Here is a 17,151-nt window from a genome sequence, read left to right on the forward strand (position 1 = left end):
CCTACCAGAGCAGGACGCTGTTCCGGCAGATCGCGGGAAACTGTCGAAGGCGGGGTTGGCTGGGGGCGTGAGCCGCATGGATGCGGCGACCGAGCTTACATGGACGTACTTGCAGCGTCCCCCAGCCAACCCACCCTCCCGGCCAACCCCGGAGAACCAGCACACAACCCACCGCGGAGGGGGCCGCGCCCGTTGGCCGACAACCTCGACCTCCACGCTGGCTTTAACGCGAACCATGGCATGCTCGGCGCCAAGCCCACCCGGAACTTCCGCCATGCGCCTGTTCACCCGCGTCCTGCCCTTGTTGCTGCTGGCTTCCCTGCTGTCCGGCTGTGGCTACAACGCCATCCAGCAGAAAGACGAAGCGGTCAAGGCCAGCTGGTCCGAAGTGCTCAACCAGTACAAGCGCCGCGCCGACCTGGTACCCAACCTGGTGCAGACCGTGAAAGGCTTCGCCAGCCAGGAAGAGCGCGTGCTGACCGAAGTCACCAACGCCCGCTCGCGGGTCGGCCAGATCAACGTCAACGCCGACGACGAAGCCTCGCTCAAGCAGTTTCAGCAGGCCCAGGGTGAACTGGGCAGCGCGCTGTCGCGATTGCTGGTGGTGACTGAAAACTATCCCGTGCTGAAGTCCGACCAGAATTTCCGCGATCTGCAGGCTCAGCTGGAAGGCACCGAGAACCGCATCACCGTCGCCCGCGGCCGCTACATCCAGCAGGTGCAGGACTACAACACCTACATCCGTTCGTTCCCGCAGCTGATCACCGCCAAGATCTTCGGCTACCAGCCCAAGCCGAACTTCAGCGTGGAAAACGAAGCGCAGATCTCCAACGCGCCGGCCGTCGATTTCGGCAACGCGCCGCAGCAGCCGGCTCCGGGCCACTGACCGATGCGCCTGACCGCAGCGCTGTTGGCCCTGCTGCTGTGGCTGCCGCTGGCGGTGCAGGCGCAGCAGCTGGCGCCGATCCCCACGCTGGATTCGCCGGTGGTCGATACCACCGGCACCCTGGATGCCACGCAGAAGCAGGCACTGGTGCAGCAGGCACTGGACCTGCAGCAGCGCAAGGGCAGCCAGCTGCAGGTGCTGGTGGTACCGACCACGCAGCCCGAAGACATCGCCCAGTACACCACCCGTGTGTTCGACCAGTGGCAGATCGGCCGCAAGGGCGTGGACGATGGTGTGCTGCTGGTGGTGGCCAAGGACGATCGGCGCGTGCGCATCGAACCGGGCTATGGCCTGGAAGGCGCACTTCCCGACGCCATCGCCAACCGGGTCATCCAGGAATACCTGGTGCCGCGTTTCCGCGCCAACGATTACGCCGGCGGCATCACCGAGGCCACTGCCGTACTGGTGAAGATCATCGACGGTGAAGCGTTGCCGGCGCCGGTCAGCAGCCAGCGGGGGCGTGAGCCCGATGGCGGTGGCGACACCTGGCTCGTTGCACTGTTCATCGGCGTATTCGCCGGCAGCATCCTGCGCGGGGTGTTTTCGCGGGTGCCGCGCCCGCTGCGTGGCCTGCTCGGCGGTGCCGGTGCAGCGATGGCCGCGTTCCTGTTCACCTCCACGCTATTGGCCAGCGGCCTGGCCGGCGTGGTCGGGCTGGTGGTGGCGATGCTGTCCGGCCATCCGGGGCGCTTCGCCGGTGGCGGGGGCTGGGGCGGGGGCAGCTGGGGCGGAGGCGGCGGCTTTGGCGGTGGTGGTGGATTTGGCGGCGGCGGCTGGGGCGGCGGTGGTGGCCGCTCCGGCGGCGGCGGCGCCTCGGGAGGCTGGTGATGATCAAGCGTCTGTGTCGCCATGTGTTCTCGCCCTCAGTGCGACGGGCATTCCCACCGCCGGCGCTGCAGGCCATCACCGACGCCATTGCCGCTGGAGAACAGCGCCATGGCGGCCAGGTGATGTTCGCGGTCGAAGCCGACCTGCCGCTGCATGCGCTGTGGCACAAGGTCACCCCGCGGCAGGCCGCCGAGCATGCCTTTGCCCGGCTGCGCACCTGGGACACCGCGCACAACAACGGTGTGTTGATCTACCTGCTTCTGGCTGACCACGCCATCGAGATCGTGGCCGACCGGGGGTTGCACGGGCGCGTTGACCCCGAACAATGGCTGCGGGTCTGCACCCATCTGCGCGAGGGCCTGCGTGGCCACGACCCGGTGGCCGCCCTGCGTGATGCCATCGATACGGTCTCGACCCTGCTGGAAGGGCACTTTCCGGCATCGACGCGGTCCGATCAGGACGGCCTGCCGGATACACCGCAGATCCTCGGCTGAAGCCCGGGACAGCGGCAACCCGGGGCCGCTGCGAGGCCGCTCCCGGGCGGCGCTAGAATATTGGAATCCCTGCAAGGCGCCCTTCATGATCTATTTCCACGACATCGACCCCATCGCCCTCTCGCTGGGACCGATCAAGGTGCACTGGTACGGCATCATGTACCTGCTCGGCTTCACCGCCGCCTGGCTGCTGGGGCGCAAGCGGATTGCCGACGGCCGCCTGCCGGGCGTGGACGCCAACGGTTTTTCGGACCTGCTGTTCTACGCCATGCTGGGCGTGGTGCTGGGCGGTCGCATCGGCTACATGCTGTTCTACGCGCTGGGCGATTTCCTCAGCAATCCGCTGCTGCTGTTCAAGGTGTGGGATGGCGGCATGAGCTTCCACGGTGGCCTGCTGGGCGTCATCGCCGCCTGCTGGTGGTGGTCGCGCAAGCATCGCCTGCACTTCTTCGACACCATGGATTTCATGGCCCCGCTGGTGCCGCTGGGCCTGGGCTTTGGCCGCATCGGCAACTTCATCGGCGCCGAGCTGTGGGGCAAGTACACCGATGGCAGCTGGGGCGTGGTGTTTCCCTCGGGCCTGCCAGCACCGTTGAACCAGCTTGACCACGCCACCCTGCAGACGCAGTTCGCCAGTGGCGCGCTCAATCAGTTCGCCCGCCATCCCTCCCAGCTGTACGAAGCACTGCTGGAAGGGCTGGTGATGTTCGTGGTGCTGTGGACGGTGTCGGCCAAGCCGCGCCATCGCTATCTGATCGGCGGCCTGTTCGCGCTGCTGTACGGCATCTTCCGCTTCGCGGTGGAGTTCGTGCGCATGCCCGACAACGGCGTCTATGTGGCCTTCGGCTGGCTGACCAAGGGCCAGATCCTGTGCGTGCCGCTCATCGTGTTCGGCCTGGTGCTGCTGGCGCTGTCGCGCCGCGCACCGGTGCTGCAGCCGCAGCCGCTGGTGGTGGCCGAGGGCAAGGCATGAAGGCTTATCTGGACCTGCTTTCACACGTGCTTGAACACGGTGCCGAGAAGAGCGACCGCACCGGTACCGGCACCCGCAGTGTGTTCGGCTGGCAGATGCGCTTCAACCTGGCCGACGGTTTCCCGCTGGTCACCACCAAGAAGCTGCACCTGCGCTCGATCATCCATGAGCTGCTGTGGTTCCTGAAGGGCGACACCAACATCGGCTACCTGAAGGACAACCAGGTACGGATCTGGGACGAGTGGGCCGACGAAAACGGCGACCTCGGCCCGGTCTACGGCAAGCAGTGGCGCAGCTGGGCCACTGCCGATGGCCGTGAGATCGACCAGATGCAGTGGCTGGTGGAGGAGATCAAGCGCAACCCGGATTCGCGGCGGCTGGTGGTCAGCGCCTGGAACGTCGGCGAGCTCTCGCAGATGGCGCTGATGCCATGCCACAACCTGTTCCAGTTCTACGTGGTGGACGGCAAGCTCAGCTGCCAGCTGTACCAGCGCAGCGGCGACATCTTCCTCGGCGTGCCGTTCAACATCGCCAGCTACGCGCTGCTGACCCACATGGTGGCGCAGGCCACCGGCCTGGGCGTGGGCGACTTCGTGCACACGCTGGGCGACGCGCACCTGTATTCGAACCACTTCGAGCAGGCCCGCGAGCAGCTTTCGCGTGAACCGCGCGCGCTGCCGACGCTGTGGTTGAATCCGGAAGTGACCGACCTGTTCGGCTTCCAGTTCGATGACATCCGCATCGAGGGCTACGACCCGCATGCGGCGATCAAGGCGCCGGTGGCGGTGTGAGTGCAATGAAACTTTCGATGGTGGTGGCGCTGGACCGCAACCGTGGCATCGGCCAGGGCAATGCCATGCCCTGGCATCTGCCGGACGATTTCAAGCACTTCAAGGCGCTGACCCTGGGCAAGCCGATCCTGATGGGCCGCAAGACCGCCGAATCGATCGGTCGTGTGCTGCCGGGGCGGACCAATCTGGTACTGACCCGCAGCGGCCAGGTGCCGTTCGAGGGCATGCGTGCGGTGGCGTCGCTGGACGAAGCGAAGGCGATTGCCGCAGGCGAGGGCGCCAGCGAGTTGTGCATCATCGGCGGCGGCGAGATCTTCCGCCAGCTGCTGGACCAGGCCAGCGACCTGTACCTCACCTGGGTCGATGCCGAAGTGCCGGCCGATACCCATTTCCCCGAAGTGGATGCGGGTGACTGGCAGGAAGTGAGCAGCGAGCCGCATCCGGCCGATGAGCGCCACACCTACGCGTTCCGCTTCGTGCACTACGTGCGCCGCTGATCGTCCCGATGCCGTTGGGTAGAGTCGACTGTCAGTCGACTGCTCTTCGATCAGATGACGGAAAAACCCGCGCTGCGCGCGATGGTCGACCAACAGTCGACTCTACCGGGGCGGCGCTCGCGGCCCCGTCCCGATACTGCCTACGGCATCCGGTAATGCCCGATGATCGTATGCTGGAACAGCAGATTCTCCTCGCGGGTGCCGCGGGCGATGTTGTGCAGCACCAGCGGCGTGCCGTCAGCCAGGCGCCGGTCGGACACGATGCCCACATGCAGCAATCCATTGCCGTTGAGCTTCCAGGCCACGATATCGCCGGCGCTGAAGTCGACTGCGCGGTTACTGATCGGCTGCTGCCATCGCTGACGTTCAAACCAGCGCATCAGGTTGGGCACGCGCCGATGGTCGATGTTCCGGTCAGGCCGGGACAGGCCCCAGAGGGGCGGATAGGCACTGAAGTCAGTGCGCATGTCTTCATGCACACGGGCCTGCAGGTCCAGTCCCTGGGTACGCAGGGCGCGTACCACCACGTCGGTGCACACGCCCCGGTCGATGGGTACGTCGCCGCCGGGGTAGGGCAGTACCTGATAGGCCGGGTCGTAACGCACGGTCACCCCGATCTGGTCACGTGCGGCGGCGACCAGCGGTAGTGAGGGTGTGGGTGCGGCAACGGTAGCCGGAGCCGGGGCAGCGTCCTCGCTGGTATTGGCAGGCGGCGACGTCGGCTGGCAGCCGCTGGCCAGGGCCAGCGTCAGCAGCAGCACCGTCCATGGTGCGTGGTTACCCGGTTTCATGCGGTCGGCGGCGCGCCGTTGTTGTTGCCACCGCCACCGCCACCGCCACGACGACGGCGTCGACGTGGGCGGCTGCCAGGTGCACTGGCACCTGCGGTGTTGTTGGCCGGGGCGGTTTCCCTGCCGGGGCCTGCTGCTGCACGCTCATGTGCCGGCCGCGCTGGCGGCCGCGCATTGGCGACCGGCGCCGGCACATCGCGGCCCGGCACCTGCACGACGCGCAGCTCATCGGTGTCCAGCTGGATCGCCGTGAGCTTGCCGCCCCACACTGCACCGGTGTCGATGGCATGGATGCCCTGGGTGATGGTCAGGCCCAGCGCCGACCAATGGCCACAGACCACTTTCAGGTCGCGTTCCACCCGGCCCGGCACTTCGAACCAGGGGTACAACCCTTGTTCCTGGGTGCCCGGCGTGCCCTTGTCCTCGATGCCGATGCGGCCACGCGAGGTGCAGTAGCGCATGCGGGTGAGCACGTTGATGATCGCGCGCGAGCGTTCGTAGCCGGTCAGGTTGGGTGCCCAGCTTGGCTTGTCGCCGTACATGTTGCGGAACAGCTTGCGATAGCCGGCGCCGTGCAGCTGCACTTCGACTTCGGCGGCGTGCTTTTCGGCCATCTGCGTGGTCCACTTCGGCGCCAGGCCGGCATGCACCATCATCCAGCCCAGCTCGCGATCCACGTGCACCAGCTTCTGCAGGCGCAACCAGTCCAGCAGCACGTCGCGGTCTTCGGCCTGCACGATGCGCAGCAGGTCCGGATTGACCTTGCGCTGTTCTTCTTCGGTGCGCGCGCCAACGGCCAGCAGCGAAAGATCATGGTTGCCGAGCACCACCACGCTGTGTTCGCGCAGCGAATGCACCAAGCGCAGGGTCTCCAGCGACTGCCCGCCGCGGTTGACCAGATCGCCGCAGAACCACAGGGTGTCCTGCGCCGGATCGAAGCGGATTTTCTCCAGCAGTCGCTGGGTTACGTCATAGCAGCCCTGCAGGTCGCCGATCGCCCATACGCTCATCGTTCGGCCTCCGTGTCAGTGCAGGGTGCGCGGGATGGCCAGCACGAAAGGTGCGACCGGCGCGGCAAATTCAGTGCCATCGTCGGCCACCATGTCGTAGTGGCCCTGCATCGTGCCGTGTTCAGTTCCAAGCATGACACCGGAGGTGTAACGGTAGTCTTCACCCGGACGCAGACGCGGCTGCTCGCCGATCACCCCATCACCATCGACATGCTCCACACGGCCATTGGCATCGGTGATGCGCCAATGGCGTGCGACCAGGCGTGCGGCAACCCGCCCCTGGTTGTGGATGCGGATCGTATAGGCGAACGCATAGCGGCCGTCTTCCGGCGCGGATTGATCGTCGAGGAAGCGCGGTGCGACTTCGACGGAGATGGCGTAAACGTCAGCGTCTTCCATACCGGCAGTGTAATCAGGTGGCATTGGCCAAAGCGATGAATTCAGCCACATCCAGCTGTTCGGCGCGGGCATCGGGGCGCACGCCGGCGGCAGCGAACTGCTCGGCGTTGACCACGTTGTTCAGGGCGTTGCGCAGGGTCTTGCGGCGTTGCCCGAAGGCGGCCTTGACCACCTCGGCGAAGCGCTTGTGGTCGTTGATGTTGATCGTGGCCGGGTCGCGCGGCACCAGCCGCACCACGGCCGAATCGACCTTCGGCGGCGGCCGGAACGCGCCCGGCGGCACCACGAACAGCGAGGTCACCTCGCAGTACGCCTGCAGCATCACGCTCAGACGGCCGAACACCTTGCTGCCGGGGCCGGCGGCCATGCGGTCGACCACTTCCTTCTGCAGCATGAAATGCATGTCCGAGATCACCGGGGCATGTTCAAGTGCATGGAACAGGATCGGCGAGGAAATGTTGTAGGGCAGGTTGCCGACCAGGCGGATCGGCTGGCCGGCGGCCAGTTCGGTGAAGTCCACCCGCAGCACGTCGCGGTGGACGATGGTCAGCTCGCCCAGTGGTTCGGCGGCGGCGGTCAGCGGCGCGATCAGGTCGCGGTCGAACTCGATCACCGTCAGCTTCGGGTGCACGCGCAGCAGCGGCAGGGTGATCGCACCCTGGCCCGGGCCGATCTCGACCAGACGGTCGCCGTCCCTGGGATTGACCGCCATCACGATCTTGTCGATGTAGTAGCGGTCGGCAAGGAAGTGCTGGCCGAGCTGCTTCTTGGCCGGGGCGGAAAACACCGGGCCGGAGGGGGAATGCGGGGAAGTCATGTGCTCAGTGTACGTTGCCGCGCCAGCCGCGCACACAGCGTCGTGGCGGCCTGCAGGCTGGAAGGATCGGCAATGCCACGCCCGGCCAGATCCAGCGCGGTGCCGTGATCCACCGCCACGCGCGGGTAGGGCAGGCCCAGGGTCAGGTTCACCGCCTGCTCGAAGCCGGAATACTTCAGCACCGGCAGGCCCTGGTCGTGGTACATCGCCAGCACGGTGTCGAAGCCGACCAGCTTGGCCGGCAGGAACGCCGTATCGGCCGGCAACGGGCCGATCAGGTCCATGCCTTCGCCGCGCAGGCGCTGCAGCAGCGGGATGACCAGATCCAGTTCCTCGCGGCCGAGGTGGCCGTCTTCGCCGGCATGCGGGTTCAGGCCCAGCACCGCGATGCGGGGTGCGGCCAAGCCGAATTCCCGCGACAGCGCCGCATGCACGGTACGCAGGGTGTGTTCCAGGCTGGGCGCGGTGATCGCATCGGCCACCTCGCGCAAGGGCAGGTGGGTGGTGGCCAGGGCGACGCGGACGATGTCGTTGGCCAGCATCATCACCACCTTCACCCCGGCCTGGTCGGCCAGCAGTTCGGTGGTGCCGCTGTAGGCGATGCCGCCCTGGTTGATGACCGCCTTGTGCACCGGACCGGTGACCACGCCGTGCAGTTCGCCGGACAGGCAGGCCTGGCCGGCCGCAAGCAGGGCACCGATCACGGCGCCTGCATTGGCAGGATCGGTGTGGCCGAAGCGACTGGGCGTGGGATTGGCAACGGCGCGCAGGCGCAGGTCGCCGGGGACGCGGGCAGGCGCGTCCTCGGGCAGCAGTTGCAGGGGGAGATCCAGCGCGGCAGCGGCCGCGCGTAGTGTGTCCGGGTCGGCGAATGCCAGCAGCCGGCAATCATCGCGCGGCTGCTGGACCAGTCGGACACACAGTTCCGGGCCGATCCCGGCGGGCTCGCCCGGTACCAGAGCGAGCTCGGGGAGCATGGCTCAGGACTGCGGAGGCGTGGCGGTATTCTCCGCCCGGTCGCCGCTGCGGAAGCTGACGAAGGCTTCGCCACGCAGTTCCTGCAGGAAGCGGTTGTACTCGTCTTCCAGCTTGCGGCGGCCAATCGTCTCGCGCACCTGGGCACGCTGGTTGTTGCTGCCCACGTCGGTCTGGCGGGTGGCCACGCGCTGCACGATGTGCCAGCCGGCATCGGTACGGAACGGCTGGCTGACGCCGCCGTCCTGGATGCCTTCGACCTGCTGGCCGAAGGCCGGGCCGAACGCGTCAGCCGGGAACCAGCCCAGATCACCGCCCTGGCCCTTGCTGTTGGTGTCCTCGGACGATTCCTTGGCCACCTGCTGGAAGTCGGCACCGCCGACAACGCGGGCACGCAGGGTATCGATCTTGGCCTTGGCGGCTGCTTCGGACTGCGAATCGTCCACGCGCACCAGGATGTGGCGGCCGTGGTATTCGGTGACCGTGTGGGCGCCGGCCGCAGCAGTGGCGTCACGCACTTCCACCAGCTTCAGCAGCTGGAAGCCGCTCGGGCCACGGATCGGACCGACCACTTCGCCGGGCTTCATCTGCTGCATCGTCTGCGCGAATGCCGCCGGGATTTCATCCAGCGTGCGCCAGCCAAGGTCGCCGCCTTCCAGTGCGTTGGGGCTGTCCGAATAACGCACGGCCGCCGCATTGAAGTCCAGCTCACCCTTGTCCAGCAGGGCCTTCACGCCATCGGCCTTCTTCTCGCCGGTGGCAATCTGCTCGGCAGTTGCGCCGTCGGGCAGGGCCACCAGGATGTGGGCCAGATGGAACTGGTTGCCGGCATCGGCCTGCTGCTTCAGGGCAGCATCGACCTCGCCTTCGCTGACGCTGATGCGGCTCTGCGCGAAGCTCTGGCGCAGGCGCTGCACGGTGATCTCGTCACGCACCGAGGCGCGGAAATCGTTGAAGTCGATGCCGTCATTGGCCAGGCGCTGACGCAGGGCATCCAGGGTCGAGCCGTTCTGCTGGGCGATCGCGTTCATCGCCTGGGTCAGTTCCTGGTCGCCGACATGGATACCGCTGCTCTGCGCGCGGGCCACCTGCAGTTTGACCAGCACCAGGCGCTCGAGCACCTGGCGGCTGAGCACATCGTCCGGCGGCAGCTGGGCCTCGCGACCGGCGTACTGCGCCTTGATGTTGGCGATCGCACGCTGGAGCTCGCTCTGCAGGATCACGTCCTCATCGACGACAGCAGCGATGCGATCCAACGGCTGGGCCGCCTGCGCGAGAACCTGCAGGGGGGCGGACACGCTGGACACCGCCAGAAGCGATGCGAGGAGAACGGGGAAGCTCTTGGTCATGGGATCTGATTCGGATCGTAGTCATCGCGGGCCGCTCCGGTGTTGCTGGGCGGCACGAGATAGAGGTCGTCACGGTTGTAGCCGAGGATAGCACGGCGCAAAGTGCGGTCCGTGTCCTGGCCGAGGGAGCTCAAGCCCTTGAGCACAAACTCGAGCTGGATGGAGTTGTTCATTTCACCTTCGCGGTTGCGCACGTAGCGGCGGGCCACCGCGCGTACGGCCAGGCAGCAGCTGTCCCACTGCACGCCACCGATGATTTCCAGCGGTTCCTTGTCCTGCAGCGAGTAGTAATAGCGGCCGACCAGGCTCCAGCGCTCGTTCAGCGGGTACAGGAACGACAGGTCGGCCTGTTCCAGCAGGGTGCGGTCATGCTTGTTGGCAGTGGCCGGGGCGCCGGAATTGATGCGGTAACGGTAGGTCAGGTTGACCACGCCGTCGTTGGACATCAGGTAACGGGCGCGGACGCTGGCCAGATCCTCGCGCTTGTACTTGGGGTCCCACTGGTAGGTGCCACCCAGGGTCCAGCGGTCGTTGATCATGTAGTTGGCATCGGCGATCCAGGCCGACTTGCCCTTTTCCACCGGCGCGCCGCCAGGCGTCACGGTCACCCGCGACTCGTCGAAGTACTGGATCTGGCCGATGGAGGCCGAGAAGCGCTCCTTGCCGGTGGTCTGGTCGATGAAGCGGGTGCTCAGCGCCATGGTCAGCTGGTTGGCATCGTTCTGGCGATCGGCGCCGGTATAGCGCGAATCGCGGAACAGCTGGCCCCAGCTGAAGGTGAAATCGCGGGTATCGAAGATCGGCAGCTCGTCCTGGTTGCGGTAGGGCGTGCGCAGGTAGAACAGGCGCGGCTCCAGGGTCTGCAGGAACGACTTGCCGCCGATCTTCGTCTCACGATCGAAGAACAGGCCGGCGTCCAGGCTGGCGATCGGCAGGCTGCGGCTGGGCGAGGTGTTGCCGCGCAGCTGCTCCGGCGTGGCGGTGGCCGGGTCGATGCCCTGCGAGCGCAGGATCTGAGCCTGGATGCCCCTCACCCCATCCACCAGGCCACGGTCCAGCTGGTAACCCGTATAGCGGTAGGCCAGGGTCGGTGTGACATACCAGGCCGCGCCGCTGATCGGGAACGACACGTACGGTTTCAGGTCCAGTCGCGAACCGCCGCTGACACCGATGCCGTCGGTCCAACGATCTCCATTGCGGGTGTACTGGAGGTCAGGCTCCGCGTCGGCGCCGTACTTGAAGTTGATGTCGTCGTGGGTGAAGCGCACGGCCTCGGCGTAGACGCCGGTCTCCAGCCACGGCAGCAGCGGCTTGTCCCAGTTGAAGTACAGGCGCGGCTGGCGGTTGTAGGCCAGCGCGCTCTCGTTGAGGGTGTAGTCGGTCAGCTGCCAGCGGTCGGCCATGATGCCGGCCGTCCAGTTCTTGCCGGTGCCGTACAGGCCGATCGTGCTCTGCAGGTTCGAGGCGGTGACCCCCACCAGGCGGTTGGCGAAGTCTTCCACATAGCGTTCGTCGCTGACCCAGGCCAGGTTGGCGCGGGCCTGCCAGTGGCTGTTGACGTTGTGGTAGCCGCCGAACATCACCCGGCCGCGGTCACGGTCGCGCAGCTTGTCGTTGGGCATGAACGCGGTCAGCAGTTCGCCGCGACCGCCGTTGTAGAGGTAGCGGAACTCGTTGTCGAGCATCAGGCCGCGCTGGCTCATGTAGCGCGGGGTCAGCGTGTCGTCGTAGTTCGGCGCCAGGTTGAAGTAGATCGGCTGTGCGTAATCGAAGCCGTTGCGCCCGGACATGCCCAGCTGCGGGAACAGCAGGCCGGTCTTGCGGCGGTCATCGATGGGGAACTTGAAATACGGCGCCCACAGGATCGGCACCTTGCCGATGCGCAGCACGGCATTGCGGGCGGTACCGAAGCCTTCGTCGTTGTCGACTTCGATCTCCGGCGCCGTCAGCTTCCACACCGGCTGCGACGGGTCGCAGGTGGTGTAGGTGGAGCGGTGCATCTGCCCGACCGCACCCTGCAGGTCCACCGACTCGGCTTCGCCATTGCCGCGGCGCGACACCAGCTGGTACTGGATGTCGGTGATCTTGTGGGTGTCGCTTTCCTGGTTGCCTTCGGCGCGCTTGGCGACCATCCGGATCGAGGCATCCTGGTAGCGGACATTGCCGTCAGCCACGTAGTTGCCGCTCTCGGTGTCGAAGCTGAGCTTGTCGGTTCCGACGAACTGGTCGCCCTTGCGCAGTGCCACGTTGCCCTGGTACTGCGGCACGGTGGTGGTGCCCAGCAACTGGTCGCCTTCAATGTCGGTCGGCTGCTGTTCGCGCGCTGCGCTGGCGGCCGCCTTGTCCTGGCCGGGAACGGGCGTCGGCGCGTCGGCGAACGCAGGGATCACGTCGGTGGCCGGGCACAGGCCCCAGTTGAGCGGTTTGTCATCAGCCCATGCCGGAAGGCAGACGGCGATGCTCAGGGGCAGGGGAAGCAGGCGGAGGGCTCGGCGCACGCGGTTCGGATTCGGGCGAAAACGGACGGTAGCTTGCCCCATCCCTTGCATAGGGGCAATGAAGGCGCCCGGGGATCGCCGGTTCGGGTTCATCCAGGCACATGCTCCGAAGCGGCGCCGATCAGTGCCTGCACGTGGGCCACACTGCACTCGGCCAAGGCTGGCAGGTCGTATCCGCCCTCCAGCATCGATACCACCCGCCCGGCCCCGTGGCGGCGCGCCAGGGCGTGCAGCTCGGTGGTGATCCAGGCGAAATCGTCGGTCTCCAGCATCAGGTCGGCCTGTGGATCGCGCAGGTGGGCGTCGAAACCTGCCGAGATCAGCAGCAGCTGGGGGCGGAAATCGTCGATGGCCGGCAGCATCTCGTCGGCCCAGACGTTGCGGAAGCGGAAACTGCCACTGCCGGGTGGCAGCAGGATGTTCATCAGGTTGCCGGCGCCACGGTCACGGCGCAGGCCGGAATTGGGGAACAGGCCGGCCTGGTGGGTGCTGTAGTACGACACACGCGCGTCGTGCTGGAAGATGTCCTGGGTGCCGTTGCCATGATGGACATCGAAGTCGACCACCGCGATCCGCTCCAGGCCGTGGCGATCGCGGGCGTAGGCGGCCGCGATGGCGATGTTGTTGAGCAGGCAGAAGCCCATCGCCGTGCTGCTGGTGGCGTGGTGACCGGGCGGGCGCACCGCGCAGAAGGCCAACGGGTCTTCACCCAGCATCACCGCATCGACGGCGGCCACGCCGGCGCCGGCGGCGTGCACCGCCGCGCTGGCTGAACCCGGCGAGGTCCAGGTGTCCATATCCAGTTGCCGCAGCGGCACGGTCTGCGGCTGCAGCACGAAATCGAGCAGCGCGCTGTCGTGGACCCGGCTCAGTTCGCCGAACTTGGCCGGCGCTGCCTGGCGCCACTCCAGCTGCCCGGGAAAGGCCTGCTGCAGGGCGTCGAGCACCACCTGCAGGCGTTGCGGGCATTCAGGGTGGCCGGGGCCGGGGTCATGCAGCAGGCAGGCGGGATGTGAGAAGACCAGCATGGCAGGCTCAGCGCTGGCGGTGCTGTGGCTGCCACAGCGCCTCGCCATGGCCGTCGGCGCGGGCCAGCACACGGGCCAGCACGAACAGCAGGTCCGACAGCCGGTTGAGGTACTGCAGCGCTTCGCTGCGCACGGCTTCAACACGGGCAAGGGCCACCGTCTCGCGTTCGGCGCGGCGGACGATGGTGCGTGCCAGGTGGCAGCGTGCGGCGGCCTCGCCACCGGCCGGCAGGATGAACTCCTTCAGCATCGGCAGGTTGGCGTTGTACTGGTCCAGCTGCTGTTCCAGCGCCGATACGTCGGCGGCATGGATCGCAGCATGGCCGGGGACGCAGAGTTCGGCACCCAGGTCGAACAACTGGTGCTGCAGATGCACGACCAGCGCGCGGACATCCTCCGGCAGGGGCGCAGCCAGCAGCAGGCCCAGCGCGGCATTGGCCTCATCGACGGTGCCATAGGAGGCGACACGCAGGTCGTCCTTGCCGACCCGGCTGCCATCGCCCAGGCCGGTGCTGCCGTCGTCGCCGGTACGGGTATAGATGCGCGAAAGGCGATGACCCATGGCGCGGCTCAGTGGTGGATGTCGCGGCGGGCCTGCAGGAGCTTGCGCACCTGTTCCACCGCCAGCTGCAGTGCGGCGGCCAGGGTCACGTAGGTCGCGGTGGTGCGCAGGTAGGGGCCGAACCACTGTGCGTAGTTCTGCGCCCAGCCGGCCACGGTCGGCTCGGCCACGTTCTGGCTGGTCCAGTAGAAGCCGCCTTGTGCCAGCAGGTGGCACAGCGCCACCGATGCCACCAGCAGCACGGCGCCCTTGCCCAGCACCGACCAGCGAGCACTCTGGTAGTTGCGCCCCAGCAGCAGGCCACCGGCCCACATCGTGAAGTACGCAGGCAGCAGCAGCCAGTAGCCGGGCGAGACGCAGTAGTGCTGCCAGAAATCCAGGCCGCTGCTGCGGATCACGATCCAGTCGACCAGTACGGCGAACACCATCAGCAGCGGGAACGCCCAGCGGGTCCAGCGGGCCAGGTAGAAGCCGCCGATGAAGAACACGGCCCAGGAGGCGTCCGGGATCGCCGCGAAGTGGTTGACGCGGGTCGCTGCCAGCAACAGCACGAGCACTGACAGGACGAAGGCGCGGGGAGCGGAGTCGGACATGACGGCGGGGCCGGAGCGGATTCAGCTTTCATTCTAGCCCGGCGCGGCGCCCGGCGCAGGCGGGCCCGGCGAGCGCGTATCATGAGCCCATGAGTGAACGACATGACGTGCTGATCGTCGGTGGCGGCCTGGTAGGCGCCAGTCTGGCCATCGCCCTGGACCGTATCGGCCGCGACGTAGGCCTGATCGAAGCCAGCCCGGCCGGCGAGCTGCCGGCGGTGTTCGACCAGCGCAATCTCAGCTTTGCCGCGGCCACGGTCAATGCACTCACCGCCCTGGGGGTCATGCAGAAGCTGTCGATGGCGCCCGGCCCGATCCGCCGCATCCATGTCAGCCGTGCCGGCGACTTTGGTCGTGTGCAGCTCGATGCGGCCGATTACGACAGGCCGTGGTTTGGCCAGGTGGTGGTCGCGCGGGATTTCGGCCAGGCCCTGGAAGCCCGGCTGCAGGAGCTGCCACGGTTGCGCCGCTACCGGCCCATGCGGTTCCTCGGCCTGGGGGACGTGGTTGATGGCTACCGCCAGGTCCATGTGGCCGATGATGACGGTGAGCGCGTGCTGCAGGCACGGCTGGTGGTCGGTGCCGACGGCACGACCAGCGGCGTGCGCCAGGCGCTGGGCATCGACGTGGACCGCCACGACTTCCAGCAGACCCTGTTCGTTGCCCGCGTGCGCAGCCAGCGCGCGCCCGATGGCACCGCTTGGGAGCGCTTCACCGATACCGGTCCCACGGCCCTGCTGCCGCGTGGCGACCGCCACTTCGGCTGCGTGCACGGTGTCGCCCGCGCGCAGGCCGACGAGGTGATGGCGCTCGATGATGCGGCCTGGTTGCAGCGGCTGCAGGGCGCCATCGGTTGGCGTGCCGGGCGCCTGCTTGATTCCGGCGCGCGCAGCGCTTATCCGCTGATCCAGGTGCTGGCACGCGCGTTGGTGGGTGAACGCACGGTGCTGCTCGGCAATGCCGCACAGACCATCCATCCGCTCGGGGCGCAGGGCTTCAACCTGGGCCTGCGCGACGCATTGACGCTGGCCGAACTGCTGGAAGAAACGCACGACGATGCTGGCGCTGATGCGCTGCTGCAGTCCTACGTGGCCCGCCGCGAAGAGGATCGCCGGCAGACGGTCGCCTTCTCCGGCGGCCTGGCCCGGTTGACCAGCAACCCGGCACCGCTGCTGCGCCCGCTGCGCAGCCTGGGCCTGGTTGCCGCGCAGCGTGCATCGGTGCAGTCGATGCTGGTCGGGGGCGCGATGGGTTTCCGCGGCGACGTGCCGCGCCTGTGCCGCGGAGAAGCCGCATGAACCGGCGTGCCCGGTTGGACGTGGCCATCGTTGGCGGCGGCGTGGTGGGTGCCGCCTGTGCGCTGGCCCTGGCCGAAGCAGGCCTCTCGGTGGCGCTGGTGGAAGGGCGCGAGCCGGCACCGTGGCAGGCCGCACAGCCGGACCTGCGCGTGTTCGCCTTTGCCGCTGACAACGTACAGCTGCTGCAGCGCCTGGGCGTGTGGCCCGCGATCGCGCAGGCGCGCGCGTGGCCCTACCGGCGCATGCAGGTGTGGGATGCGGCAGGTGGTGATGACCTGCTGTTCGATGCCGATCGCTTTGGCCGCCGCGAACTCGGCTATATCGTCGAGAACGGGTTGCTGCAGGACCGACTGTGGGCGGCGCTGCCGGCCGCCGGCGTGGAACTGCATTGCCCCGCGCGGGTCGAGGCATTGGAGCAGGACGAACACGGCGTGCGCCTGCGTCTGGATGATGGGCGTCGCATCGAAGCTGCGCTGGCCGTCGCCGCGGATGGTGCTGAATCGACGCTGCGCGCGCTGGCCGGGATCGAGGTGCAGCGACACGACTACCAGCAGCGTGGCGTGGTGGCCTACGTGGACAGTGAGCTGCCGAACCAGGCCACCGCCTGGCAGCGCTTCCTGCCGACCGGGCCGCTGGCGCTGCTGCCGGTGGCCGAGCGCCGCAGCTCGATCGTCTGGACCCTTCCCGAGGAGGAGGCCGCTCGCGTGCTGGCCCTCGATGAGGATGCCTTCAACCGCGAACTGACCCGCGCGTTCGCTGCACGCCTGGGCGAGCTGCGCCTGGCGTCACCACGCGCGGCGTTCCCGCTGCGCCGGCAGTTGGCCCGTCATTACGTAGCCGGCCGTGTGCTGGCGCTGGGTGATGCCGCGCACGTGGTGCATCCGCTGGCCGGGCAGGGTGTCAACCTCGGTCTGCGCGACGTGGCCGCGCTGCAGCAATGGCTGGCACCGTCGGCCGAACGGCGTGGGCAGCCGCGCCTGTCGCCTCAGCGGCTGCAGCGCTGGGCGCGCGAACGCCGCAGCGACAACCAGATTGCCGCCTACAGCTTCGATGCCATCAATCGATTGTTCTCCAACGACGAGATGCATCTGACCCTGGCGCGCGGCCGCGCGCTGGGCTGCGCCGGCAAGTGGCCGCCGCTGGTGCAGGCATTCTGGAAGCGCGCCGCCGGCGTGTAACGGGGATTACCTGGTAGACGCCAACCTTGGTTGGCGCGCACGCCGGGGTAGCGGCGGGGCCTGGGCGGCGCGCCGGGCCGGGCGGGCCCCCCTTGCGGCGGGGGGCGGCAGGGGCGACCGGGTG

At 67.6% G+C, this 17,151-nt stretch carries 18 protein-coding genes; 8 read left to right on the top strand and 10 right to left on the bottom strand.

All coding sequences use genetic code 11. From position 1 onward, the window contains the following. Positions 1-274 precede the first annotated feature (274 nt). From ACVOLJ_RS19925 to ACVOLJ_RS19950, 6 genes are all read left to right on the top strand, one after another. Positions 275-886 (top strand): LemA family protein, encoded by a 612-nt coding sequence (locus ACVOLJ_RS19925; protein ID WP_481564908.1) that lies wholly within the window; start codon positions 275-277, stop codon positions 884-886. A gap of 3 nt (positions 887-889) precedes the next feature. Beyond that, a complete protein-coding gene (locus ACVOLJ_RS19930; RefSeq protein ID WP_481564909.1) occupies positions 890-1,774 on the top strand; it encodes a TPM domain-containing protein in 885 nt (294 codons plus the stop codon). Further along, positions 1,774-2,268, top strand: coding sequence for a TPM domain-containing protein (locus ACVOLJ_RS19935; protein WP_475279189.1), 495 nt, complete (start codon positions 1,774-1,776; stop codon positions 2,266-2,268). The genes ACVOLJ_RS19930 and ACVOLJ_RS19935 overlap by 1 nt, the downstream gene beginning before the upstream one ends. 85 nt (positions 2,269-2,353) lie before the next feature. Then, positions 2,354-3,241 carry a prolipoprotein diacylglyceryl transferase gene (lgt, locus tag ACVOLJ_RS19940; RefSeq protein WP_475279188.1) on the top strand — a complete coding sequence of 296 codons (888 nt, stop codon included), beginning with the start codon at positions 2,354-2,356 and terminating at the stop codon, positions 3,239-3,241. Then, a complete protein-coding gene (locus ACVOLJ_RS19945; protein ID WP_475279187.1) occupies positions 3,238-4,032 on the top strand; it encodes a thymidylate synthase in 795 nt (264 codons plus the stop codon). Before lgt ends, ACVOLJ_RS19945 begins: the two co-directional genes overlap by 4 nt. Before the next feature lie 5 nt (positions 4,033-4,037). After that, positions 4,038-4,529: a dihydrofolate reductase gene (locus tag ACVOLJ_RS19950; RefSeq protein WP_481564910.1), complete on the top strand. Its 492-nt coding sequence runs from the start codon at positions 4,038-4,040 to the stop codon at positions 4,527-4,529. A gap of 140 nt (positions 4,530-4,669) precedes the next feature. On the opposite strand, the gene ACVOLJ_RS19955 is transcribed toward ACVOLJ_RS19950, so the two are convergent. The 10 genes from ACVOLJ_RS19955 to ACVOLJ_RS20000 all read right to left on the bottom strand — a co-directional run bounded on the left by ACVOLJ_RS19955 (position 4,670) and on the right by ACVOLJ_RS20000 (position 14,551). Beyond that, a complete protein-coding gene (locus tag ACVOLJ_RS19955; RefSeq protein ID WP_481564911.1) occupies positions 4,670-5,320 on the bottom strand; it encodes a DUF1287 domain-containing protein in 651 nt (216 codons plus the stop codon). Then, positions 5,317-6,330: a symmetrical bis(5'-nucleosyl)-tetraphosphatase gene (locus ACVOLJ_RS19960; RefSeq protein WP_475279184.1), complete on the bottom strand. Its 1,014-nt coding sequence runs from the start codon at positions 6,328-6,330 to the stop codon at positions 5,317-5,319. Before ACVOLJ_RS19960 ends, ACVOLJ_RS19955 begins: the two co-directional genes overlap by 4 nt. Positions 6,331-6,345: 15 nt before the next feature. After that, on the bottom strand, positions 6,346-6,729 hold the full coding sequence (gene apaG / locus ACVOLJ_RS19965; protein WP_481564912.1) for a Co2+/Mg2+ efflux protein ApaG: 384 nt from the start codon (positions 6,727-6,729) through the stop codon (positions 6,346-6,348). Positions 6,730-6,742: 13 nt separating this feature from the next. After that, on the bottom strand, positions 6,743-7,546 hold the full coding sequence (gene rsmA, locus ACVOLJ_RS19970; RefSeq protein WP_475279183.1) for a 16S rRNA (adenine(1518)-N(6)/adenine(1519)-N(6))-dimethyltransferase RsmA: 804 nt from the start codon (positions 7,544-7,546) through the stop codon (positions 6,743-6,745). Beyond that, positions 7,543-8,523 carry a 4-hydroxythreonine-4-phosphate dehydrogenase PdxA gene (gene pdxA / locus ACVOLJ_RS19975; RefSeq protein WP_481564913.1) on the bottom strand — a complete coding sequence of 327 codons (981 nt, stop codon included), beginning with the start codon at positions 8,521-8,523 and terminating at the stop codon, positions 7,543-7,545. Before pdxA ends, rsmA begins: the two co-directional genes overlap by 4 nt. A gap of 3 nt (positions 8,524-8,526) precedes the next feature. Further along, positions 8,527-9,870, bottom strand: coding sequence for a peptidylprolyl isomerase (locus tag ACVOLJ_RS19980; RefSeq protein ID WP_475279181.1), 1,344 nt, complete (start codon positions 9,868-9,870; stop codon positions 8,527-8,529). After that, positions 9,867-12,368, bottom strand: a complete 2,502-nt coding sequence (gene lptD / locus ACVOLJ_RS19985; RefSeq protein WP_481564914.1) for an LPS-assembly protein LptD — start codon at positions 12,366-12,368, stop codon at positions 9,867-9,869. Before lptD ends, ACVOLJ_RS19980 begins: the two co-directional genes overlap by 4 nt. An 89-nt stretch (positions 12,369-12,457) precedes the next feature. After that, positions 12,458-13,396 carry a histone deacetylase family protein gene (locus ACVOLJ_RS19990; RefSeq protein WP_475279179.1) on the bottom strand — a complete coding sequence of 313 codons (939 nt, stop codon included), beginning with the start codon at positions 13,394-13,396 and terminating at the stop codon, positions 12,458-12,460. A 7-nt stretch (positions 13,397-13,403) separates the two neighbouring features. Further along, positions 13,404-13,958, bottom strand: coding sequence for a cob(I)yrinic acid a,c-diamide adenosyltransferase (locus ACVOLJ_RS19995; RefSeq protein WP_475279178.1), 555 nt, complete (start codon positions 13,956-13,958; stop codon positions 13,404-13,406). An 8-nt stretch (positions 13,959-13,966) separates the two neighbouring features. Continuing rightward, on the bottom strand, positions 13,967-14,551 hold the full coding sequence (locus ACVOLJ_RS20000) for a hypothetical protein (protein ID WP_475279177.1): 585 nt from the start codon (positions 14,549-14,551) through the stop codon (positions 13,967-13,969). Positions 14,552-14,640: 89 nt separating this feature from the next. Here ACVOLJ_RS20000 and ubiH point away from each other — a divergent pair, with 89 nt between their 5' ends. Together ubiH and ACVOLJ_RS20010 are read left to right on the top strand one after the other, a co-directional pair. Then, positions 14,641-15,849, top strand: coding sequence for a 2-octaprenyl-6-methoxyphenyl hydroxylase (gene ubiH, locus ACVOLJ_RS20005; protein WP_475279176.1), 1,209 nt, complete (start codon positions 14,641-14,643; stop codon positions 15,847-15,849). Continuing rightward, positions 15,846-17,027, top strand: a complete 1,182-nt coding sequence (locus ACVOLJ_RS20010) for a UbiH/UbiF family hydroxylase (RefSeq protein WP_481564915.1) — start codon at positions 15,846-15,848, stop codon at positions 17,025-17,027. Before ubiH ends, ACVOLJ_RS20010 begins: the two co-directional genes overlap by 4 nt. The last annotated feature ends 124 nt before the right edge of the window (positions 17,028-17,151 follow it).

Source organism: Stenotrophomonas sp. STEN046 (genome assembly GCF_056759755.1).